We start from the raw sequence: 22,804 nt of genomic DNA, 5'->3' as shown, positions 1-22,804 counted from the left end.
GTTGGCCACCCCCGAGCGTCAAGATCGCGACGCTACCAAATCATTGTGGATCGGGCTTTCCAACGGCCTTGATCATTGGCTATGATAATAAATCTGCAAATCTTTCACATTCGTCCCCTTGGGTGTCCTCACCGGATGATGGACGGATGGTTGTTTAACCCATAGGAGTACAACTCAATGGCAGTTCTTAGCCTTGCCCAAATGCTAGAGGCAGGGGTTCACTTTGGTCACCAAGCCCGTCGCTGGAACCCCCGAATGGCACCCTACATCTTCACGGTTCGCAATGGGGTGCACATTATTGACCTCGTACAAACCGCCCAACTGTTGGATGAAGCCTACAACTACATCCGCAACGCCGCCGAAAAAGGCAAACGCTTTTTGTTTATTGGTACCAAGCGCCAAGCCGCCGGCATCGTCGAGCAGGAAGCGCTCCGCTGCGGTAGTTACTACGTCAACCAGCGCTGGCTGGGGGGGATGCTCACCAACTGGAATACCATCAAAACCCGTGTCGATCGCCTCAAAGAATTAGAAAGCATGGAGGAAAATGGCCTCATTGATCTGCGGCCAAAACAGGAGGCCTCAGCCCTACGGCGAGAACTGGCACGCTTGCAAAAATACCTTGGCGGGATCAAACAGATGCGGCGGCTGCCCGATGTCGCAATCATTGTTGATGTCAAGCGGGAGTACAACGCCGTTGCCGAGTGTCACAAATTGGGGGTTCCGATCGTGGCGCTGCTGGATACCAACTGTGACCCCAACCAAGTGGATATTCCCATCCCCGCTAACGATGATGCCATCCGTTCGATTAAGCTGATTGTGGGTAAACTAGCCGATGCCATTTACGAAGGCCGCCATGGTCAGTTGGACGAACCGGAAGCGGATCTCGCTGATGAGGACGACGATGGGATGACCGCCAGCGACGATGGTGATGCTGAAGCCCTAGATATTCCAGATGACTCTGATGCTTAATCCTTGAGGAACAGATCATGGCAGAGATTTCAGCCAAACTAGTCAAAGAACTGCGGGACAAGACCGGTGCCGGCATGATGGACTGCAAGAAAGCTTTGCAGGAGTCGAACGGCGATATGGAAGCCGCCATTGCTTGGTTGCGGCAAAAGGGTCTGGCCTCTGCCGGTAAAAAGGCGGGGCGCGTGACCAGTGAAGGTCTGGTGGATAGCTACATTCACACCGGCGGGCGCATTGGCGTGCTGGTGGAGGTGAACTGTGAGACCGACTTTGTGGCTCGCAACGAGAAATTCAAAGCCCTTGTCCAAGACATTGCCAAGCAAATTGCCGCTTGCCCCAATGTGGAGTTTGTCTCAGTGGATGATATTCCCGCTGAGTACAAGGAAAAAGAACGCCAGATTGCCCTTGGCTCCGATGCTCTGAAGGGGAAACCCCCGGAAGTCAAGGAGAAAATCGTTGCTGGCAAATTGGAGAAAACCCTCAAGGAGCTGTGCCTGCTCAACCAGCCCTTTATTCGCGATCAGTCCAAGACCGTTGAAGAGTTGGTCAAAGAGCACATTGCCGAACTAGGGGAAAATATCCAGATTCGTCGCTTCCAACGCTTTGTCCTCGGCGAGGGGATTGAGAAGCAAGAAACCAACCTTGCTGAAGAGGTGGCCGCTCAAACCCGAGCCATGAGTGCTGCCGCAAAAACTGCCGAAGCACCCGCAAAAGTGGCCGAAACCGCAACTCCTGAAGTGAGTGCCCCTGAGCCAGCAGCGGAAACGACAACTGATGAGCCAGCCCCAGAACCTGTCGCAGTTTCTGAGCAGACGGTGGAACCAGTAGCTGAGCCTGCTGCCGAAAGTCCTGAACCAGTAGCTGAACCTGCGGCTGAAAGCAAGGGATTTGGTGCCGCTGCCAAAAAGTCTGGTGGCAAGTCTCGCACCACCAAGAAGAAAAAATAATGTCCCTAGGCGTAGCCATGGGCTTGGAGAAAGTCGAGGTCAATTTCCACTGCGGTTGAGGCCTCTTGGGGCTGGAGAAACTTGCGGGTATATTTGCCCAACAGATCCGCCTCTAGGTTGACGCCATCGCCAACCCTAAGAAATTGTAACGTGGTTTCTGCGTAGGTATGGGGGATGACAGCAATGCTAAATTCATCCCCTTTTTCATTGCAATGGGCAACGGTGAGGCTAATGCCATTGATGGCAATACTGCCCTTGGGGATAATGTACGTCGCTACCGCTTCAGGAGCAGAGAAGGTGAATTCCCAACTGGTGCCTGTGGGGGCGATCGCCAGTACAGTACCGACACCATCCACATGACCGGTCACAAAATGCCCCCCCACCTTATCCCCGACTCGTAGGGCAGGTTCTAAGTTCACCATCGCTCCCGCTGCTGCTTTGGCCGCCAATGTGGTGCGTTGCAGCGTTTCTGGGGAGACACTGACCGTAAAACCCTTGGTATCAAAGGTTTCCACTGTGAGACAGACGCCCTCAACGGCAATACTATCGCCAATGGCCACGTCCTTAAGGAAAGGGGCATCGGTCGTAGTAATGGCTAACTGGGACTCGGAGCGTTGCTGGAGCACACCGATCGCCTGAATAATGCCAGTAAACATTGTTCCTCTAGCCTTTGAGTAAATACCTTTGATAAAACTTCAATTCTGCCTCAAGGGCGGTGGCGATCGTGCTGCTTTGGCGGAAGCCGTGCCCCTCTTCGGCAAAGGTGTAATACTCGACGGGAATGCCCTTGGCCTGAAGGGCAGCCACCATCTGTTCCGCTTGGCTGGGGGGAACGACCACATCCTTGAGCCCCTGAAAGAAAATCACTGGGCAGGTGAGGCGATCCGCATGGTAGAAGGGCGATCGCTGGCGGTAGAGGTCTGCCTCTGCGGGATAGGGGGCAATCAGTTGATCAAAATAATGGGCTTCAAAGGCATGGGTCTCCTTGAGCAGGCTAATGAGATCGCCAATGCCGTAGTAACTCGCCCCCACATGGAATACTTGCGTAAATGTCAAGGCACACAGGGTGGTATAGCCGCCGGCACTGCTGCCACGAATCCCCAAGCAATCGCCAGCCACTCGTCCTTGAGCTACCAAGTACTGCGCCCCTGCTCCACAGTCGGCCACATCCACCACTCCCCACTGTCCCCGCAGGGCATTGCGATAGGCACGACCATAGCCGGTACTGCCACGATAGTTGACATCCAACACCGCAAAGCCACGACTTGTCCAAAACTGGATGCGCAAATCGAGACCTGTAGCACTGGCTGCCGTTGGCCCGCCATGACTTCTCACGATTAAGGGGGGGCGTGAGTCTGTCGGGGGTTGTACTTGGGGATTTTGGGGCGGGTAGAAAAAGCCGTAGGCGGTTGCACCCTCAGTTGTGGGAAATTCAATTACCTCGGGCTGCGAAACCCACTCAGGTGGCAAGGGACAAGCAATCGGTTGCAGCGGTGTGGTGGTGCCGTCATCCAGATTGAACTCAACAATATGGGGGGACAACAGGGGCGAACTGCCAATGAAGGCAACGGCGCGATCGCTGACGCGAATGAGGGAATGAATCTCAGTGTAGTCCGTCGGGACAGTTTGCCACTCACCCGTGGCGAGGGAAACCACTGCCAGCCGCCACAGCCCGCGATCGCTATAGGTTAAAACTGCTGTTTCAGCGTTCACAAGGGCATAGGTGGATTGACCAAAGACCCATAGGGGCACACCGGCATCATAGCTGGCCTGCCAAACGGGTTCATGGCGGCCATCACGGTAACGATAGAGATTCCACCAGCCAGAGCGATCGCTCACGTAGTAAAGGATCTCTCCCTGCCATTGGGGTTGCTGCACAGATTCCTCACTACTGCCAGCAATGCGGTAGGGGGTACCAAGGGAACCGTTACTACTGACCCTGGCTCCCCACAATTCACAGCCATCCCAAGGCATCTGCGGTGCTGACCATTGCAACCAGACAAAGGTATTGCCCTCTGGACTCAAGCGTGGCGCAGCATAAAAGCCAGCCCCAGCGATCAGGGAAGTCCGTTCCCCCGATAGGGAAATGGCAACAAGGGATTGCTGTGAGCTACCCTCTGGAAGATGCGCCTCTTCGACACACAGCAGGCGATCGCCCCAAGGATCGACGCAGCCATCGGCAAAGCGAGTATTCGCCGCTTGGTAGATGAGCTGAGGGCTGGGTTTCCCAAGGGCATAGATCCCCTGATCGGCATCATTGACAAAGTAAATCTGATCACCATCACACCAGTAGGCACCGCCGCCATACTCATTCACGCGCGATCGCGCACTCCAGGGGGCAGCCAAAAGTTCTTGCCCTTGACGCACCAACACCACTCGCCCCTTTTCTTGGGGACGCCGCTCTAACCACACTAGACCAAGGGGAGTGGAGCGCAATTCACTGAGACTGGTGGCCGCAGCACTGACGTCGGCGGCAGAGAGAATGGAAGGCCAGTGACCGTAGTCCAGACTCATTGGGGAATTTGCTCAAGCACCAACTTTTGCCGTTTCACTGGCTCCGGGATGCTAATGGGATACTTACCCGTAAAACAGGCAGAACAAAAGCGATCGCCCGTATCGTAGGTGGCGGCAATCATCCCCTGCCAACTGAGGTAACTCAGGGAATCCACACCAATCTGAGCGGCAATCTCAGCTACGGACTTGGTGGCGGCAATCAGTTGATCTTGGGTATCGGTATCAATGCCATAGAAGCAGGGGTGAGTGACCGGTGGCGAAGAAATACGCATGTGCACTTCCACAGCCCCGGCATCCCGCAGCGCCTTGACAATTTTGCGGCTAGTGGTGCCCCGCACAATCGAGTCATCCACAATCACCACCCGCTGTCCCATCAGCACATCCCGCAGCGGATTCAGCTTCATCCGAATTCCTGACTCCCGCATCGACTGGGTGGGCTGAATAAATGTGCGCCCCACATAGCGATTTTTAATCAAACCTTCGGCGTAGGGCACCCCCGTCGCTTGGGAAAAGCCAATGGCCGCTGGCACACCCGAATCGGGCACAGCAATCACCACATCGGCATCGGCGGGAGCTTCACTCCCCAACTGGTACCCCAAGCGCTGCCGGTAGCTATAGAGGCTCTCCCGCTGCATGACACTATCGGGACGGGCAAAGTAAATCATCTCAAAGATACACAGCTTGCGTTGCGACTCTGCCCATTGCACACTGTCAATGCCTTCAGCAGTAATGTGGACGAGTTCCCCCGGCTCCACATCGCGCAGATAGTCGGCACCAATAATATCAAGGGCGCAGGTCTCCGAAGCAAGGACATAGTGGGGTGTACCGTCTATCATTAGGCGGCCAATCACTAAGGGCCGAATGCCGTGGGCATCCCGCAGTCCAAACAATCCCGCTGGGGTACCCATGACTAGACTAAAAGCCCCTTGGCACTGTTGAGCCGCAGTAATCATCCCCGCTGACCAGGATTGGCCCGTGGCCACCGCTTGGGCGATCGCCCAGGCGATCAGTTCAGAATCTGTTGTACTCGCTAACACCGCCGTAGGGGCCTCACAGGCTAGGACTTGTTCGCGCAGAGCGTAGGTATTCACCAAGTTACCGTTGTGGGCTAAGGCCAAAGGCCCTAGGCGAGTTTCCACCACCACGGGTTGGGCGTTGACAATGCGACTAGAACCTGTGGTCGAGTAGCGGTTGTGGCCGACAGCCAAATCTCCCACTAGCCGTCCAAGAATCTCTTCGTCAAAGACTTGGGAGACCAAGCCCATATCCTTATAACAATGAACGGTGTCACCCGCAAATGTGGCAATTCCAGCCGATTCCTGACCTCGATGTTGTAAGGCATAGAGACCAAAGTAGGTAAGGCGAGCCACATCTGCCCCGGGGGCATAGACCCCAAACACACCACAGGCTTCTTCCGGCTTATCAGCAAATTGTTGTTCTGTCATTTAATCCAAATACTTCGGCAGGGGCGATCGCCACGCAAGAGCTAACTCTTCCATCGTAACCTTGATGAGCGGAGAATTGTCACAGGTGTCAATACACAGTTCTGTATATTCACCATTAACAACCCCTAGGCGTGTCCAAGCATTGGGCAGTTGCGCTTGCACATAGGCTTCCCACACCGTCTGTTCCGTTGGCGGCACAGAAACCAGAATGCGCGCCCCCCCTTCAGCAAACAGTAGCACATCCCACCGCGGATAGGTACCCGCTGGCAATTGAATCGTTGCCCCCCGTTGGCCACTGAGACAGCTTTCTGCCAAGGCCACGGCCAACCCCCCCTCACTGAGATCGTGGGCACTGGCAATCCACCCCTGCTGAATGCCATAGCGACACACCGCCTGCACTCGCTGCTCTAGGTCTAAATCAATTTGAGGCGGACGACCCGCCACAAGGCCATGGATCTGGGCAAGGTATTCCGACCCGCCCAGGCTCAGGCGCGGATCACTCAAGGGCGTGGTCAGAGGCAACCCCAATAGGTAAATGGCATCTCCGGGCGATCGCCAGCCCTGACCGACAACCCGCTGCACGTCGGGAATCAACCCCACCATCCCCACTACGGGGGTCGGATAAATGGGCTGTGGCTGGCCATTGCTATCAATCGTTTCGTTGTAGAGGGAGACATTACCACCAGTAACCGGCGTGTGTAGGGCACGACAAGCCTCGGCCAGACCCCCACAGGCATGGGCCAACTGCCAGTAACCTACGGGGGTTTCTGGACTGCCAAAGTTGAGGTTATCGGTAACGGCCAGAGGCTCTGCCCCAACACAACTAAGATTACGGGCAGCTTCGACCACGGCTGCTTTGCCCCCTTCGTAGGGATCCAGATACACATAGCGGCTGGGGCAATCCACGGTTGCCGCAATTCCTTTTGAGGTACCCCGCAGGCGAATTACCGCTGCATCGGCATCACCGGGAAAGACGAGGGTGTTGTTTTGCACCTCGTGATCGTACTGACGATAGACCCATGCCTTGGAAGCAATACTGGGGGTGGCAAGCAGGGTGAGCAAGATCTCCGAGGGCGATCGCGCCGGTAGCGCCAATTGATCCACTGACCATTGCCGCGCCTGTTGTACATAGGCTGGCGGCTCACTGGGGCACTGCCGCTCATAGAGGGGGGTATCTTCAGCAAGGGCACGGGCAGGCACCTCTGCGGCCACCTCGCCACGGTAAAGCACCCGCACTAGCGGCTCAGCAATGACCCGACCCACAACCACCGCCTGCAAGCCCCAACGATGGAAAATCTCAATCAATTCTGCCTCCCGCCCTTGGACTGCCACAAACAGCATCCGTTCTTGGGATTCCGAAAGCAGAAACTCGTAGGGCACCATCCCCTGTTCCCGTACGGGCACTTTGTCCAAGTCCAGTTCAATACCGACACCGCCTTTGGCAGCCATTTCCGAAGTCGAGCAGGTCAAGCCCGCTGCCCCCATGTCTTGGGCGGCCACCACTGCCCCAGTTTGAAAGGCTTCCAGACAGGCTTCAATAAGGCATTTTTCCATGAAGGGATCCCCCACTTGGACGGCGGGGCGATCACTCATTGATTCATCGGTGAGTTCGGTACTGGCAAAACTAGCCCCCCCCATGCCATCACGACCCGTTGTGGAGCCCACATACAGCACGGGATTGCCAATGCCACTCGCTCCCGACTTGACAATTTCTGGAGTTTCCATGAGGCCCAAGGCCATGACATTCACCAAGGGGTTACCGGCATAGCAAGGGTCAAAATAAACCTCGCCCCCCACCGTGGGCACACCGACACAGTTGCCATAGTGGGCAATACCCGCCACGACTCCTTTCACCAATTGTTGGGTTTTGGCTTCCTTGAGATCGCCAAAGCGCAAGGCGTTCAGCAGGGCAATGGGACGCGCCCCCATCGTGAAAATATCCCGTAGAATCCCCCCCACCCCAGTGGCTGCTCCCTGAAAGGGTTCAATGGCCGAGGGATGATTGTGGGACTCAATCTTAAAGGCAAGGCGCAAGCCATCCCCTAAGTCCACCACGCCGGCATTCTCACCGGGACCGACCAGTACCTGTGGCCCTTGGGTGGGAAACTGCTTGAGCAGGGGACGGGAGTTTTTGTAGCAGCAATGCTCTGACCACATCACCCCAAACATGCCCAATTCCGCGCGGTTGGGATGGCGACCAAGGCGGCGGACAATTTCGGTGTACTCTTGGGGTTTGAGGCCTTCAGCAGCAATCTCAGCCTCAGTGACGAGGGGCGTTTGGCTCATGGCGATGATTTAGGCTACGTTATCGATTATCGAGCCTAGCGGGAATTGGGGTACCAAAACATCCCCTTAATCCCCTCGGGATCCGGACGAAAACCCAACTGACGGTAAAAGTCCACAACATGGGGATCGGCAAAGAGGGTAATGTTGCTGATGTCCTCACTGCGCAGTTCTTTGATAATTTGCCGCATTAATTCTTTGCCCAGACCCCGCCCTTGAAATTCTGGATGCACCACCACATCCCAAATCGTGGCATTAAAGGCATGGTCAGAAGTGGCACGGGAAAAACCAATCAGACGACGATAGGCACCCCGCTGCTCCCACATCGAGATCACCAAAAAGCTATGCTGAATTGCCTTTTTTACCTTGCGAATGGGACGGCGCGACCAGCCCACAGCATCACAAAGTTCTTCGAGTTCATAGACATCAATATCTTTTTCTTTGCTAAAAATAATTTGGCTTTCGCTGCCATTGTCCCGCTCTACCTGAGAACCTAAACTAGGGGACGTCGTGGTGGCGCTGGCAGTCGGTTGCGAATTGAACAGCGATTTCCAGAAGCTCATGCAAGTATGCTGGAGATGGGGAAACGACCAAGTGTAACCCGGCCTAGGCTATAGTATAGCGACTCTCACCCATGGTTTCCGATTTTCAACTGCGTAACCTTGATGTCCTGAAGCGGTTTAACCGCTCCTTTCCGGACTTTTATGAGCAATTTGTTGGTCGTGATGTCCAACTGCAAAACCTCAAGTTGGGCTTTCAAATTCATCGGACAAATCAGGCGGTGATTCAGATTCATCCCGAAGGCGATCGCTCCGTTCTCCACTTTGCCCACCGCAATCACTCCTATCTGCTCAGTGATCTCTTTGGGGTGATGGCCGCCTACAAGCTAACGATTCACAATGTCTCGCTCTATGGCCATGTGCGACCACCGATGCTGGTGTTTGTCAAACTGGTGCTCTCAGAGCAGGGCAAACCCCTGACGAAAAAGCGCAGTGAAAGCGTGCGCCGTGCCCTCCAACAGACCCTCAGTGGTGAGTTTGCCGTTGAGGAAATGCTGGCAATGGAGTTTAACGTCAACGAAGGCCTGCCGCAAATTACCACCAGCTTTTATCAGGATCAGGTCTTTCATCTACCAGCACTCTTGGTGGAGTCGGCGAATCATCCCGCACTGCTTTACAAGGTGATGCATGCCATTTGGCAAGAGGAATTGCTGGTGGTGAATGTCAACTTTATGCTTTGGCGGGGGCGGGTGCGGCTGTTGCTCTATCTGCTAGGCCCCAATGGCAGTGTCATTCCCGACTATTTAGGCTCACGGATTGCTGCCAAAATCAAGGATCATTTAACAGGAAATACAGCCCTTTTCTGAGATAGGAGACACCTCGTGGCTTGCATCCTTTCGCGTCTGCTCTATCCTCGTGAAAAGATTTGGAGTTGGGATACCATAGGGGATGTTTGTCCCCTCGATGACAAGTCCAATGACGGCTGAACAACATCTCCACCTGTGGCGACCGGTGAACCTCAGCGATCGCATTCTGGCAGCAATTGATGTCGGGACAAACTCAATTCACATGGTGGTGGTGCAAATTCAGCCCAGTTTACCCAGCTTCAAAATCATTGCTACCGAAAAGGATATGGTACGGCTGGGGGAACGCTGCCAAATTACTGGGCAACTGACGGAAGAGGCCATGAATCGGGCGATCGCCACCCTGCGCCGCTGTCGCGAATTGGCCATGGGTCTCAAGGCGGAAGAAATTATTGGCGTCGCCACCAGTGCTGTGCGCGAAGCCCCCAATGGTCGCGAGTTTTTAGAGCGGGTCAAGGAAGAGACCGGCCTGACCATTGATCTGATTTCCGGCGAAGAGGAAGCGCGGCGCATCTACTTGGGGGTACTCTCGGGGCTAGAATTCAACGGCAAGCCCCACATTATCATTGACATTGGCGGTGGCTCCACAGAGTTAATCCTTGGTGATGGGCATGAACCCCGCTACCTCAGCAGTACCAAGGTGGGGGCAGTACGTCTGACAGATTTATTTGTCAAAAGCGATCCCATTAGCGATCAGGACTACGCAGCCCTGCGCGCCTACGTCCGGGGAATGTTGGATCGTGCCGTTGAAGATCTGCGGCAGCAACTCAGCCCCCATGAAAAACCGCAATTGGTGGGTACCTCAGGCACGATTGAGAGCCTGATGATGATTCACACTTGCGATCGCCTCGGTGCTTGCCCCCCCTCTCTACGGGGCTATGAACTGACGCTAGAGGACTTAAAGGCACTTGTGGCCAAATTGCGGCGACTAAACTTTAACCAGCGCTGTCAACTCTTGGGGATGTCGGAGCGGCGCGCAGAAATTATTGTTGCGGGGGCAGTGATTCTCGCTGAGGCCATGGAGATGCTGGGTCAACCCAGCCTGATTACCTGCGATCGCGCCCTGCGGGAAGGCATCATTGTGGACTGGATGCTCACCCACGGTCTGATTGAAGACCGCCTCCGCTATCAAAGCTCCGTCCGCCAGCGCAGTACCTACAGTTTGGCGCAAAAGTTCCATGTCAATCTTGCCAGCAGTGAACGGGTGGCCAATTTTGCCCTGACGCTATTTGATCGCACCCAAGGAATCCTCCACAACTGGACAGAAGTGGAACGGGAACTCCTTTGGGCAGCGGCAATCCTCCACAATGCTGGCCACTACGTCAGCCATTCCGCCCACCACAAACATTCCTACTACCTGGTGCGCCACGGTGGCTTACTGGGCTACACCGATACGGAAATTGAGATCATTGCCAACCTCTGTCGCTATCACCGCAAAAGCCCCCCCAAGAAAAAACATGAGAACTTCCGCCAATTGGTGGGACGGCGAGAACGGCAAGTTGTCGAGCAACTCAGTGCAATTCTACGGCTGGCTTCAGCCTTGGACCGGCGGCAAATCGGAGCTGTGGATCACATTACCTGTGAGTGGCGCGCTCCGCAGCGGGAATTTTGTGTGCAGGTGCAGCCGGCAGATCCTAGCGATCGCTGTGAGTTGGAAATTTGGAGTGTCAACTACAAAAAAGAACCCTTTGAAAACCAATTTGGCGTCAGTTTGAAGGTGGAATTAGTGCCCGCCAGCAGTACGGTTCTAGCTACAGCAGTGAATGACTGATTGAAGCGCCTTAGACTTTTTCCACTGGGGACTGACCCAGCAGCCCTTGGGGGCGCACAAGCAACACAAGAAAGAGAATCGCAAAGGCAGCAGCATCCCGAAACCCCGAAGCAGCGGCAGGCACCATTGCCTCCACCAATCCCAGAAAGAAACCCGCCAACATCGTCCCCGGTAAGCTCCCTAGGCCCCCCAGCACAATCACCGCTAGCCCCTTGAGGCCAAAGATCACCCCAAACTGTGGCCCCGTGATCCCAACACTCAAGGCGACGAGGGTACCAGCAACAGCAGCTAGAGCACTGCTGACAAAAAACGTTACTTGAATAATGCGATCGCTATCAATCCCCAGTAATGTCGCGGCAGTTGGATTTTCGGCCACCGCTTGCAATCCTTTCCCCATGCGCGTGCCTTTGACCCAATAGGTCAGGGCAATCATCAAGACCACGGCCACGACAAGGATGACAAATTGACTAGTGCGCAGGGCAATGTCCCCCAATCGCAGGGTGAGGGGCAATCCCCCCCAGAGTTGATCGGGATAGGTATAGACTTCGGCACCCACCAAATACTGGATCAGGTTGCTGAGGAGCACAGCCGCCCCAAGACTCGCCACCACGGTCAAGAGGGTATCGGTGCGCTGCTGCCGCAAGGGTCGAAAGACCGCCCAATCCATGCCAACCCCCAACAGGCCACAGCCAAGGGCACTCACAACTAAGGCCGGCACAAAGGGTAAGGCAACGGGAAGCTGTCCATTGGCCAACAGACCATTAAAGCCAAAGCGTCCTCCCAAGAGGGCATAGGTGAGATAAGCGCCAATGGCAAAAACAGCGCCGTGGGCAAAGTTGATGATGCCCAAAATTGAGAAGACAAGGGTATAACCGAGGGCAAAGATGGCATAAACACTTCCCGTGGCCAATCCATCTACAAGGACTTGCAGGGCGTTCGTTGCCACCTAAGCGCCTTCCACAAGGGCACGATAATCTGCTGCTGAGAGGAGCCCTGTCGGGGGGGTACTGACTTGCACCTTCACCAACCACCCCTTGCCGTAGGGATCGGCAGCAATGTGCTCGGGGTTGTCAATGACTGCTTGATTGACCTCAATCACGGTTCCTGCAAGGGGGGCATAGAGATCCTCAACGGCCTTAACCGACTCAATCGTGCCAAAGCGTTCGCCAGGTTCTAGGGCATCGCCAACAGCAGGCAACTCAACGAAGACAATATCCCCCAGTTGATCGACGGCAAAGGCACTAATGCCGAGGGTGGCCGTATCGCCCTCAAGGCGCAGGTACTCATGGCTGTCGAGATATTGCAGGTCGTCAGGGTAGGTGAGCGTCATAGCAGGTTCCAATCCGTCAGGGGCGATCGCTGGCACGGCCAAGGCGCACCGCCATTACAAAGGCTACTAAACCCAGGGGCACACTGAGCAGCAAGATCACGGTAGTTGGGATGGTTCCCAACTGGGCTTCTCCCGAACTGAGTTCAAAGACACAACCCACCGTGGCGATCGCTGCCACACAGGCCCCCAATAGGTATAGATAACTCTTGGCCACAGACAATGATCCTCAGGGTTAGGCAGCAATGGGACGCACGGCACTGGCGGTAAACCCATGCTCTTTGAGTTCGTGGCGCAGTAGCGCTTGGTTTTCGACGCGATCGACAAACATCACCCCCATCAGGTGATCAATTTCATGCTGGATCGCACGGGCAAGCAGCCCCCCCGCCATAATGACTTGGGGACGCCCCCACTCATCTTTGTAGGCCACCTCCACCATGGCTGGACGCCGCACCTCTAGGTACACCCCCGGAATACTCAGGCAGCCCTCTTGGCATACTTCAAGATCTTCACTGAAGTCCTTAATGACGGGGTTAATCATCACCAACGGCTCTGCTGCGGGGTCATCGGGATGAATGTCGATAACGAGAATTTGCTTATTGATGCCCACCTGTGGTGCCGCCAAGCCAATGCCATCAGCACTGTACATGGTTTGCAGCATTTTCCGCACAATATCGCGAATACTTTCATCAACTTTAGTGACCCGTTTGGCGGGTTGACGCAGCACGCGATCGCCCAAATAGTGCAATTGCAGGGGCGGATTTTTTAACTTTTTCTTTTCAACAGCCAGAGATGTAGCCATAGGACACGCCGACCTAACACAAAATAACAAAAGTTAATTACTTCCTAGCCTAACGAATTTTCAAGGCTCTAGGCTACTTTTCCGTCGAGGCACTGCTGACACTGGGCAAGAGGCGTTGTTGCTCCTCAAGGGCAGCTTTGTAGCGTTCCACATCCGCCTCAAGGTGGGCAATTTGCTCATCGCGGGCTTCCATTTCCACCCGAATTGTAAAGATGCGCTGCACCTGTACCCAGACGTTAAAGACCCAAGCAAAGACAGCACCCATGCCCATGGCCACAATCAGTTCAATGCACAATGGGGCTTGAATCACTTTCCCTTCAAAGAACTTAATACTAACGGGATCCGTATTTTGAATACTAAAGAGAACTAAGCCCAAACCAATGACAAATATCATTAAAAAGTTAAGTTGTTGCATAGGGCATCCTGTAACACATCTAATCATAGATAGGGATTATCGCATCGGGCATCTTGCCAGCGAGCAACAATACTTGGGCTAATCATACCACTGTGGCTAGTCCTCAATCACTGATTGACTGACTTCTACTGCTTGGACATCAATGGTGCCGGGGGGAGCCAATCGTTGAAACTGGCGATCGCGCACCATCAGGATTTCGCCGCAGGCGGGGCATTGGGTTTGGGTATTATTCAAACTGCTAAATTCAAAGCCACACACTGGGCAGGCCGCCGTCACCAGCTTCCAGCGAAACCACAGTTGCAACCCCGTAAAAAGGAGCACAGGGGTCAACATCAAGATGAAAAACAGCACCAGAAAGGATTGCACTAACCAGCCTAGCCCCAGTAGCCCCAGTAACCAAGTCACCAGCAACACACTGAACCAAAAACGTAGGGTGGGGGTTAGGGTAAATCTTAGGGACATTGGCCTCCCTCCAAGGGCATTGCCGCTATTCTAGCGTAGTTGCGGGTGTATCCTAAAAAGCAGGCGTCCTGTCCAGCTATGGTAATGCCCTATACCCTCCACGCCGAACGTACTCGCGTTGAAGTGATCCCAGAGCGCGGTGGCCTCATTAGTCGCTGGCAGTGGCAAGGTCATGAGCTGCTGTACCTAGATCGGGAGCGCTTTGCTAACCCGCAGTTAAGCGTGCGCGGCGGTATTCCGCTCCTTTTTCCGATTTGTGGCAATTTGCCCGAGGATACATTTCACTACTATGGCCAAACCTATCACCTCAAGCAGCATGGCTTTGCACGGGATTTGCCATGGCAGGTGTTAGATCAGCAGGAACATCTCTTGAAGCTAGGATTGCAAGATACGCCAGCCACGCGCCAAATGTATCCCTTTGCCTTTCATCTGACCTTAACCTACACCCTCGCTGCTGATGCCCTGGCGATCGCCCTTGAGGTAGCTAACCCCGGTGATACCCCCTTGCCCTTTAGCTTTGGCTTGCATCCCTACTTTGCCGTTGCTGACAAGCACCAACTGCAGTTTGACCTGCCAATCCATGCCATGGTGGATCAGAAAACGCAACAACCCCTCACCTTTAGCGGCACGTTTGACTGGGGTGCCGCAGAACTGGATTTGGCCTGTCGCCCCCTCACGGGTCAAGTGGCTCGCGTCTGTGATCTGCAACAACAGTACTGCCTGACGCTGCGCTACGATACAGCCTTTACCACCCTTGTTTTTTGGACTGTTCAGGGTAAACCCTACTACTGTCTAGAGCCTTGGACCGCTCCCCGCAATGCCTTGAATACGGGAGTAGATCGACTGCACGTGCCACCACAGAAGCACCTCACCCTTAGCGTCGAGATTGCTGTTGCCCCCCTTTAGGGAGAAAATAAGAAAGCTTTCACAGATGCGACCATGTACCCCGATTTTCAGACCTTTTGTCAGCTTGCCGAGCAGGGGAACTTCATCCCCATCTATCAGGAGTGGGTGGCGGATATGGATACGCCCGTGTCGGCTTGGTATCGGGTCTGTCGCGATCGCCCCTACAACTTTTTGCTGGAGTCTGTCGAGGGGGGTGAACAATTGGCTCGCTACAGCCTCCTCAGTTGTGATCCGCTATGGGTACTGGAAACGCGGGGCAACCAAACCACCCAAACCCATCGCGATGGCTCGGTCACCACATTTACCGGCAATCCCTTCACGATTTTGGCCAATTGCCTTGCGCCCTATCAGCCCGTAAAGCTGCCACAACTGCCGGGGGGCATTGGCGGTCTTTTTGGTTTTTGGGGCTATGAACTGATTCAGTGGATTGAACCACGGGTTCCCATTCATCCTGCTACCGAAAAGGATTTGCCTGACGGCGTGTGGATGCAGGTGGATCAAATCCTGATTTTTGATCAGGTGAAGCGGAAAATTTGGGCAGTGGTCTATGCTGATACCCGCAACACAGATTTGAAAACGGCCTATACCCACGCGGGCGATCGCCTAGAGCGGCTTTTGAGCAAACTCCAAACCCGTATTCCTGCTGAGGCCACCCAACTTCACTGGCAACCCAGTCGGCAGATCCCCAGCTACACCAGCAACATCACCCCTGAAGCCTTCTGTACCAATGTGGCGCGTGCCAAGGACTACATCCGCGCCGGCGACATTTTCCAAGTCGTTCTCTCCCAACGCCTCAGTGCCCCCTACAGCGGTGATCCCTTTGCCCTCTATCGCTCCTTGCGCCTGATTAACCCTTCTCCCTACATGGCCTACTTTCAATTTGGCACGTGGCAGATCATTGGCTCCAGCCCAGAAGTCATGGTCAAGGCGGAGCACCACCCTGAAAAAACTGGGTCTCTTCTTGCCACTGTGCGTCCCATTGCCGGTACTCGCAAGCGGGGGCACACCCATGCCGAAGATCAGCAACTTGCCGCAGAACTCCTCGCTGACACCAAAGAAGTCGCCGAACACGTCATGCTAGTTGATTTGGGGCGCAATGATTTGGGGCGGGTGTGTCGTCAAGGGAGTGTCACCGTTGAAGAGTTTATGGTGATTGAGCGCTACTCCCATGTCATGCACATTGTCAGTAATGTGGTGGGAGAGCTACTACCCAACAAAACGGCATGGGACTTACTTCAAGCCTGTTTCCCCGCTGGGACAGTGAGTGGTGCCCCCAAAATTCGGGCGATGGAGATTATTCATGAATTGGAGGGCTGCCGCCGTGGCCCCTACTCGGGTGCCTATGGTTACTATGACTTTGAAGGTCAGCTCAACACGGCCATTGCCATTCGCACAATGGTGGTGCAACCCCTTACTGACGACGAACATCTCATTCACGTGCAAGCGGGTGCTGGCATTGTAGCTGACTCCGATCCCCAACGGGAATACGAAGAAACCCTGAATAAAGCGCGGGGGGCGCTGGAGGCAATTTCTGCCTTGGTCATCAAACCTTAACCCTATCTTGAACCAAGGATTATCTCATCTTTACGTTTGCCCCCTAGCCTAGTCGACAGTGTTGGCCAACGTTACCCAGAACACAGGCACTGGGAATGTTGGAAAAACAACCAATCTCTTGGGCTTGCACCTAGGTATTGGTTGCTTGGCTTGAGGTTCTGCTGCCATGGCAAACGTCTCCACCGCTGCAGTTACTCCCCCTGTGGATGAGCGCTGGCGTTCCTTTGCTCGAGTCCACATCTTCAGCGCGGGTGAGAGCATCTGGATGGAGCCAGAGCGCATTTGGCTAGTGAGCCGGGGGGTTGTCCTCTTAAATCTTTTGCACCCCGATGGTGAAGAAGTGGTGGTGGGACTGGCTACACCTGGTACTGCTTTTGGTTTACCCTTAACCAGTTTAACGGCCTACCAAGCCAAGGCACTTTCCAAGGCAGAGCTAATGCTCTTTACCCTAATGGAAGTGGAATCCTCGCCTAACTTGACCCAAAGTCTTGTGCGCGGTCTGGCTCGTCGCCTGTCTCAAGCAGAAGGCCTCCTGGGAATTACCAGCCATCGCCGCATTGAGGATCGATTGCGCCATTTACTCCTCCTGTTGAAGCAAGAAATTGGTCAACCCCATCCCTTGGGCACACGCTACAGTGTCCGCCTCACCCATCAACAATTAGCAACAGCTATTGGTACGAGTCGGGTGACGATGACTCGCCTCTTGGGCAAGCTCAAAGAGGAGCAGTGGCTCACCTATGATCGCGATCGCCACATCATTCTCACCAACACCGCTGAGATTTCAGAGGGCACCCCCACCTGCATCAAGGCCCCCTAGAACAGGGGGGGAGCTTTCTAGTGTAAATTTTTGTAAATACTTGCATTCATAGTGGCAAAACTGTTAAATTAGATACAGAAATAAATCGTTCATCTTCGCTAGCGAACACCTGAAAACTGGGGTGAGCAGTGAAGACGGAAGTAGGGCAGTTGTCCCGAAGGAACGCGCCTCAGTTGACAAAAACCACCTAGTAGATAATGTGGGGCGATGACTATGAAAACCACACTGACCTATCGCGGCGTTCAATACGATTACGTTCCTCCGGCAGTACGCACCGAAGCAACCGATGTGGTGGCAAAATATCGGGGTTGGAATTACCACTGCACCCACGCAGTGAATCCCCCAGCCCAACCTGTACGGGATTTAATCTATCGCGGTGTTGCCTACCGTACGGGTCAAGCAGAAGCCGTGAATACGAAGGCAACTGCTGCTGCCAACACAGCCAAGGAAGTAAATATGCCAGCACTTGATCTCAATCAACTTTCGCGGGTCATTCTCACCCATCACCACCAAGTGATCAAAAACCGCGAACAATCCCTCCTCACGCGGATGATTGCCCAAATGGGATTACCTGCGGCCGCAGGCCACTATTGGAACCAAATTCAGGGCAAAATTAAGCCCCATATCTGGACAAGCTACGATCGCAGTCATGCCACAATGAGCTAGCGCACGGATGTAATTGTCCTCTCTCAAGAGTAATTTACAGTTAGCCTCGCATGGGTTGACCTCTCATGCGAGTTTTTATTGGACTCCGCTGTGGCGTTTTTGTCGGAGTTAACCAGTGCTTCTCATCAAAGTGAAGGTCGAATTCCGCTAAATCCTCTGGATCAATCAAATCTTGCTTCAGTGGCTCCTGAACGGGTTTGAACGAATGGAGTTGGGAAGTCCCCTTCGATTCCCCTGGATTCCCCCCCAGCGCCCTTTCGATGCGGCTGCTTTTTTGGAGGGCATTGGGGTTCACATATTGCAGGAAGAAGTTAACCGTTTCCTGTTTCACCCAGCCATTGAGGACAGCCAAGGCACCAAAGCGATAGCTAGTCTGCCATTGTTCTTTGAGAATTTGCTGAATTTGTTCCTCGGTCAACAAACCGGCCTTTTTGAGATAAAAACCAATGGGATGTTTTTCTTTATCTTGGATGAGCTTAGGCCATTCTTCGACAAAAAAATCAATGGTGCCCTGTGATAGCCAACCGTGGAGGGCAAGAATTTCCCCGAGGCGCAGGTGAGTGTAGATATCTTTCTCCCTCAAGGCCACTTGAAGCTGACCAAGGTTAATTAGGGCTGCTTTCAGCAGTAATTCGCCAATTTTCATGGTTACTCCTACTGGTAGAAAATTATTGAACTTTCGGCACCAAGGGGACATCAATCGATGAATTTTTAATGCCTACTTTCCTGAGGAAATGTGATCTACAACTCTTTTCACACGGATAGCACACATGAAAATCGCGAAAGTCTTTATAGGAGAGGATTTCATGCTTTATTCTAAGAAAAGAGCTGTACTGTTGACAATACCCCTAGAGATCGCTAAAGTTACCAGCAGTCCCAAATCGCAATAAATCTTAATACTTTGAATTTATCGATAATCAACGTGTATCTAACTTAACAATTAGTCACGGGCGATCGCGGGTTGAGGGAGCAAGACCTCGGTGCATCTGTATCTCTAGATACGAAAGCAGTGTTGGACTTCGTCAAGGTGGCTGCTCAAATGGGAACGGTGGGTCATGTGATCCGCCAAGGGGCGATCGCCAGCCAACAAAAACAAGCCCGTGCCCTCGAAGTCTTGACAGGGATGGCAGAGAATTTAGAGCACTATCGCCAAGCCATCGAAGCGTGGGGCGACTCCTTTCCCTTTCATACTGCTGAACCGGTTGAATCCCTCACCGCAAGGCATACTGTACCCTCCGCCCCAAGATCACACACGATTTTTGCCACCGATGGCTCGCAAATTGCCCCCAGTCACCACGAAATTGCCTACTGCTATTTGATTAATGTGGGACGGGTGGCGATCGCCTACGGTCAAGGGCAACGCCCCCATTTAGATAGCGTGCCGCAGTTGGTTTATGACCCCGATGAATTGGGGCGATCGCGCGGCTGGGGACTCACCATAGAAGACTGGTTACGCTACCGCCGCACCCAAGCGGAAATTCTTGCCCTTGTTGAACTCATTCAAACGCAAGACAAGAAAGCCCCCAGCTTAGCACTCGTGGATGGTTCACTGATTTTCTGGGCGTGGGAATCACTGCCGCCAATGGTGCGTGAGGAATTGTTGACGCCCATCTTAGCTGCTTGGGATGAATTGCGCGCGAAGCGAATTCCCTTGGTGGGCTATGTCAGCGCCTCTCGCAGTCATGAAACGGTCAATTTTCTGCGCTTGGGGGTTTGCCCCTACCCTGAACCCAACTGTGCCCTCCACTGTGGTCAAACAAGTCAGACTGGCCTCGAGGCAACTCGCGATCGCCCCCCTTGTCAAATCTTTGATCCGCTGCGGGATGTGCTCCTCTGGCAAGCGCACTTAGCACCGCAACAGTATAGCTCCCTCTGGCGTAGCCGCAGTCGCATTCTGGAACATTACGGTGAACATCAGATCTACGTTGCCTACCTCCACGGTGGCTCGGAAGTGGTGCGTTTGGAAGTCCCTCAATGGGTAGCGCAGGATGTAGACCTGTGGCAACAGGCAGTCGCGTTGACGGCAGCACAAATTGAAAAAGGCCGCGGTTACCCTGTGGCATTGGCAGAAGCCCACAATTTAGCCGTTGTGCGCGGCAGCGATCGCCAGCGCTTTTTTGCTTTACTGGAACGGGAACTGATTAAAGCAGGACAGTGGCATGTGGCTCCTTCCCCCAAAGAGCAACGCAAACGCCAAAGTATTGCCTAGGTGGCCGCTGTTCGTTGGTTTAGGCATCGCGGGGTGGGGAATGCAGTTGGCCCTACCGCCAGTAAGCGGGTGGTTCTTGGCCTTTGGGGGAATTGTGCCCCTGTGGTGGCAATGTCAGATTTTATCGCCCCTGTGGGCAGCGATCGCGGGGCTGTGTTGGGGATGGGGGTTCTACGGCAGTAGCTTGGTCTGGGTGTGGGATTTGCATCCCCTGACGTGGATCGGTATTGCCCCAGTCCCCAGTTGGCTAATCTCGCGGGGGATTTGGCTTTTCCTGAGCACTTGGGGGGCAGTCCTGAGCGGGAGTTGGGCCTTTTTGATGGCACGCTACGGTGTACGGCGATCTGCCCCTTGGCAACTCCTGTGGGGTGTGACCCTTTGGTGTGCCCTTGAGGCCCTTTGGAGCCATTCACCCCTATGGTGGACTAGTTTATCCCTGACCCAAAGCCCCACGGGACTCCTTCAACTGGGTCGTCTGGCGGGGCCCACCACGATTACGGCAGTCGTGATGACAGTGAATGGCTTGGTCACCCTCAGTCTGCAGCGGCAAAAGTGGGCAAGGGTCTGGCTTGCGATGACCCTCGCGGGGGCGATCGCCCTCAATGGGATTTTGGGCGCTAGTGTCATTGCCGATCAAGGGGAACCCCTACGGGTGGGGTTGATCCAAGGCAATATCCCGACACGGGAAAAGCTCACGCCAGAGGGTATCCGCCGCGCTTGGCAGGACTATCCCCGTGGCTATCGCCAACTGGTGGCTCTAGGGGTTGATGCCGTTTTGACCCCAGAGGGGGCACTGCCCATTCTCTGGCAGCCGCAGCAACTGAATCCGATCACGCAGGCAGTGCGGCAGGCGGGGGTGCCCCTGTGGTTAGGAACCTTTATGGAGACGGCGGGGGGACATCATCAGGTGCTCCTGACCCTTGATGGTAACGGTGAGATTTACAGTCACTATGACAAAGTCAATCTTGTCCTATTGGGGGAATATATTCCCGATTGGCTGGCGGGGGTGGTGCAGCGGTTATCCACATTGCAATCGCGCCTGATTCCAGGAGACCCTGAGCAGGTCTTTACCACCCCTTGGGGCAATGCCGTTGTCTTGATTTGCTTTGAATCCGCCTTTTCCCACCGCAGTCGCTGGCAACTGGTTCATGGGGGGCAGTTTATCCTGAGTATTGCCAACAATGATCCCTACCGTCACCAACTGATGACCCAGCACCACGGCCATGATGTGTTGCGGGCCGTCGAAGGCGATCGCTGGCTGGTGCGCTCGACGAATACAGGTCTTTCCGCGGTGATTGCGCCTACGGGGGAAACCCTTTGGCTCTCAGATACCGACGAGTTTGTGATTCATGCAGCAACGATTTTGCGGCGACAGACCCAGACCCTCTACACTCACTATGGGGATTGGTTGCTCCCCCTCTTGCTGGGGATGCTTAGCTTATCCGTTCTTCGACAACGAGCGTCGCACTGACCCATTCACCGCGATCGCCATAGGTACGAATGAGGCGCTGCCGCTGCCCTTCTGCCCACAACCAGCCCACCTCAACAAAGAAGGGCTGACGAAAGGAGACTTGCAGCGGTGTAAGGCTAGAGGTGCCATCGGGTAGCAACACAAGCTGCTTGGGTTGATCCGTATCGCTAAAGAGAAGCCGTGAGCCAGTCATTGTGGCCGTTGTTTTCACCTCGTGGTCGGGGGTTTGCAGCAGTTGGTAGAGCCGATCGCCCTCGCGCCAAAGGCTCAGCTGGGTCGGGGTTTCCGTTGGCGATCGCCAGTCGGCATAGACGGTGTAGGCCGTACCGCGCCATTCCCCTAAGAGTTGATCCACGGTTAAGGGGGGACGTTCAACGGCATTACTGTGGGCACGAAACTCGCGAATCAGGGTCATGGATTGGAGGTGCTGATTTTTGTCAAAGAGTTGGACAAACCGCAGTCGGCGATCCCCCATGACAAAGCCATACTCGGCACCAAACTCCGCAAAGGGCGCCACCTGCAACGATCCCTTAGAAAAAGCCCCCGTCGGAAAAAAGACATTTTGGCGGCCAATGGTGGTATACTCCTGCACCGTTTCACTGGTGGGGGGCTGATCGAGACCATTGCCAAAGCGTCGCAGTTCAAAGCGCACCCGCTGACCGTCAGCAGTATCGGCAAGGATCAAAATCGAGGGCACTGATGTTCCCACTTCCCCCATCGGACTGACAGCCGTGAAGGAGCCATGCCATTCCCCAAGGTTTTTGCGAAAATTTTCCCAATTTGTTGTCATTGATTATCTTTGCCGCTGTGTGCCACCACCATCCTATAGAAAAATGAAGTACTGGAGATCTGGGCAATTGGGAACTGGCCGGCGATCGCCTGCGGT

The 22,804-nt window shown here is 54.3% G+C and carries 23 protein-coding genes and 1 riboswitch; of the genes, 10 read left to right on the top strand and 13 right to left on the bottom strand.

Going from position 1 to position 22,804, the window contains the following annotated elements:
• Positions 1-177: 177 nt before the first annotated feature.
• Positions 178-969 carry a 30S ribosomal protein S2 gene (rpsB, locus tag IGQ15_RS03485; RefSeq protein ID WP_297048707.1) on the top strand — a complete coding sequence of 264 codons (792 nt, stop codon included), beginning with the start codon at positions 178-180 and terminating at the stop codon, positions 967-969.
• A 17-nt stretch (positions 970-986) separates the two neighbouring features.
• On the top strand, positions 987-1,913 hold the full coding sequence (gene tsf / locus IGQ15_RS03480; protein WP_297048705.1) for a translation elongation factor Ts: 927 nt from the start codon (positions 987-989) through the stop codon (positions 1,911-1,913).
• Positions 1,914-1,918: 5 nt separating this feature from the next.
• Here tsf and IGQ15_RS03475 read toward each other — a convergent pair whose 3' ends face one another.
• Genes IGQ15_RS03475 through IGQ15_RS03455 form a run of 5 tightly spaced genes read right to left on the bottom strand, consistent with a single transcriptional unit; the run spans position 1,919 to position 8,718 of the window.
• Positions 1,919-2,569 carry a riboflavin synthase gene (locus tag IGQ15_RS03475; RefSeq protein ID WP_297048703.1) on the bottom strand — a complete coding sequence of 217 codons (651 nt, stop codon included), beginning with the start codon at positions 2,567-2,569 and terminating at the stop codon, positions 1,919-1,921.
• Positions 2,570-2,576: 7 nt separating this feature from the next.
• A complete protein-coding gene (locus IGQ15_RS03470; protein ID WP_297048701.1) occupies positions 2,577-4,427 on the bottom strand; it encodes a prolyl oligopeptidase family serine peptidase in 1,851 nt (616 codons plus the stop codon).
• Entirely contained in the window at positions 4,424-5,872 is a 1,449-nt protein-coding gene (purF, locus tag IGQ15_RS03465) for an amidophosphoribosyltransferase (RefSeq protein ID WP_297048699.1), read from the bottom strand. The genes IGQ15_RS03470 and purF overlap by 4 nt, the downstream gene beginning before the upstream one ends.
• On the bottom strand, positions 5,873-8,158 hold the full coding sequence (purL, locus tag IGQ15_RS03460) for a phosphoribosylformylglycinamidine synthase subunit PurL (protein ID WP_297048698.1): 2,286 nt from the start codon (positions 8,156-8,158) through the stop codon (positions 5,873-5,875).
• Between the two features lie 35 nt (positions 8,159-8,193).
• The gene (locus IGQ15_RS03455; RefSeq protein WP_297048696.1) at positions 8,194-8,718 is read right to left on the bottom strand and encodes a GNAT family N-acetyltransferase; all 525 of its coding nucleotides are present in this window, start codon (positions 8,716-8,718) and stop codon (positions 8,194-8,196) included.
• Between the two features lie 71 nt (positions 8,719-8,789).
• On the opposite strand from IGQ15_RS03455, the gene IGQ15_RS03450 reads away from it, so the two are divergent.
• Positions 8,790-9,521, top strand: a complete 732-nt coding sequence (locus tag IGQ15_RS03450; RefSeq protein ID WP_297048694.1) for a hypothetical protein — start codon at positions 8,790-8,792, stop codon at positions 9,519-9,521.
• Between the two features lie 97 nt (positions 9,522-9,618).
• Positions 9,619-11,289 carry a Ppx/GppA phosphatase family protein gene (locus IGQ15_RS03445; RefSeq protein WP_297048692.1) on the top strand — a complete coding sequence of 557 codons (1,671 nt, stop codon included), beginning with the start codon at positions 9,619-9,621 and terminating at the stop codon, positions 11,287-11,289.
• Positions 11,290-11,299: 10 nt separating this feature from the next.
• On the opposite strand, the gene IGQ15_RS03440 is transcribed toward IGQ15_RS03445, so the two are convergent.
• The 6 genes from IGQ15_RS03440 to IGQ15_RS03415 all read right to left on the bottom strand — a co-directional run bounded on the left by IGQ15_RS03440 (position 11,300) and on the right by IGQ15_RS03415 (position 14,295).
• Positions 11,300-12,235, bottom strand: a complete 936-nt coding sequence (locus IGQ15_RS03440; RefSeq protein WP_297048690.1) for a branched-chain amino acid ABC transporter permease — start codon at positions 12,233-12,235, stop codon at positions 11,300-11,302.
• Positions 12,236-12,619: a glycine cleavage system protein GcvH gene (gcvH, locus tag IGQ15_RS03435; RefSeq protein WP_297048689.1), complete on the bottom strand. Its 384-nt coding sequence runs from the start codon at positions 12,617-12,619 to the stop codon at positions 12,236-12,238.
• 16 nt (positions 12,620-12,635) lie between these two features.
• Positions 12,636-12,833: a hypothetical protein gene (locus IGQ15_RS03430; protein ID WP_297048687.1), complete on the bottom strand. Its 198-nt coding sequence runs from the start codon at positions 12,831-12,833 to the stop codon at positions 12,636-12,638.
• 18 nt (positions 12,834-12,851) lie between these two features.
• Positions 12,852-13,418: a peptide deformylase gene (gene def, locus IGQ15_RS03425; protein ID WP_297048685.1), complete on the bottom strand. Its 567-nt coding sequence runs from the start codon at positions 13,416-13,418 to the stop codon at positions 12,852-12,854.
• A gap of 73 nt (positions 13,419-13,491) precedes the next feature.
• Entirely contained in the window at positions 13,492-13,833 is a 342-nt protein-coding gene (locus IGQ15_RS03420; RefSeq protein ID WP_297048683.1) for a LapA family protein, read from the bottom strand.
• Positions 13,834-13,929: 96 nt separating this feature from the next.
• Positions 13,930-14,295 (bottom strand): hypothetical protein, encoded by a 366-nt coding sequence (locus IGQ15_RS03415; RefSeq protein ID WP_297048681.1) that lies wholly within the window; start codon positions 14,293-14,295, stop codon positions 13,930-13,932.
• 78 nt (positions 14,296-14,373) lie between these two features.
• Here IGQ15_RS03415 and IGQ15_RS03410 point away from each other — a divergent pair, with 78 nt between their 5' ends.
• From IGQ15_RS03410 to IGQ15_RS03395, 4 genes are all read left to right on the top strand, one after another.
• The gene (locus IGQ15_RS03410) at positions 14,374-15,201 is read left to right on the top strand and encodes an aldose epimerase (RefSeq protein ID WP_297048678.1); all 828 of its coding nucleotides are present in this window, start codon (positions 14,374-14,376) and stop codon (positions 15,199-15,201) included.
• A 33-nt stretch (positions 15,202-15,234) separates the two neighbouring features.
• On the top strand, positions 15,235-16,755 hold the full coding sequence (gene trpE, locus IGQ15_RS03405; protein WP_297048676.1) for an anthranilate synthase component I: 1,521 nt from the start codon (positions 15,235-15,237) through the stop codon (positions 16,753-16,755).
• A gap of 166 nt (positions 16,756-16,921) precedes the next feature.
• Positions 16,922-17,572: a Crp/Fnr family transcriptional regulator gene (locus IGQ15_RS03400; protein ID WP_297048674.1), complete on the top strand. Its 651-nt coding sequence runs from the start codon at positions 16,922-16,924 to the stop codon at positions 17,570-17,572.
• A gap of 84 nt (positions 17,573-17,656) precedes the next feature.
• Positions 17,657-17,741, top strand: a riboswitch (Glutamine riboswitch).
• A 44-nt stretch (positions 17,742-17,785) separates the two neighbouring features.
• Entirely contained in the window at positions 17,786-18,238 is a 453-nt protein-coding gene (locus IGQ15_RS03395; RefSeq protein ID WP_297048672.1) for a DUF4278 domain-containing protein, read from the top strand.
• A 40-nt stretch (positions 18,239-18,278) separates the two neighbouring features.
• On the opposite strand, the gene IGQ15_RS03390 is transcribed toward IGQ15_RS03395, so the two are convergent.
• A complete protein-coding gene (locus IGQ15_RS03390) occupies positions 18,279-18,884 on the bottom strand; it encodes a hypothetical protein (RefSeq protein WP_297048670.1) in 606 nt (201 codons plus the stop codon).
• A gap of 363 nt (positions 18,885-19,247) precedes the next feature.
• Between IGQ15_RS03390 and IGQ15_RS03385 the strand changes: the two genes are divergently transcribed.
• Both IGQ15_RS03385 and lnt read left to right on the top strand, forming a co-directional pair.
• The gene (locus IGQ15_RS03385; protein WP_297048669.1) at positions 19,248-20,447 is read left to right on the top strand and encodes a DNA double-strand break repair nuclease NurA; all 1,200 of its coding nucleotides are present in this window, start codon (positions 19,248-19,250) and stop codon (positions 20,445-20,447) included.
• A 40-nt stretch (positions 20,448-20,487) separates the two neighbouring features.
• Positions 20,488-21,918 (top strand): apolipoprotein N-acyltransferase, encoded by a 1,431-nt coding sequence (gene lnt, locus IGQ15_RS03380; RefSeq protein WP_297048667.1) that lies wholly within the window; start codon positions 20,488-20,490, stop codon positions 21,916-21,918.
• Here lnt and IGQ15_RS03375 read toward each other — a convergent pair.
• Positions 21,881-22,708, bottom strand: coding sequence for a DUF3598 family protein (locus IGQ15_RS03375; RefSeq protein WP_297048665.1), 828 nt, complete (start codon positions 22,706-22,708; stop codon positions 21,881-21,883). The two genes, lnt and IGQ15_RS03375, sit on opposite strands and share 38 nt — an antisense overlap.
• Between the last annotated feature and the right edge of the window lie 96 nt (positions 22,709-22,804).

The organism is Thermosynechococcus sp. M98_K2018_005 (assembly GCF_015295825.1).
Lineage (GTDB): Bacteria > Cyanobacteriota > Cyanobacteriia > Thermosynechococcales > Thermosynechococcaceae > Thermosynechococcus.
The sequence above is the reverse complement of the archived record's forward strand: the minus strand, read 5'-3'. Positions and strand labels throughout refer to the sequence as shown.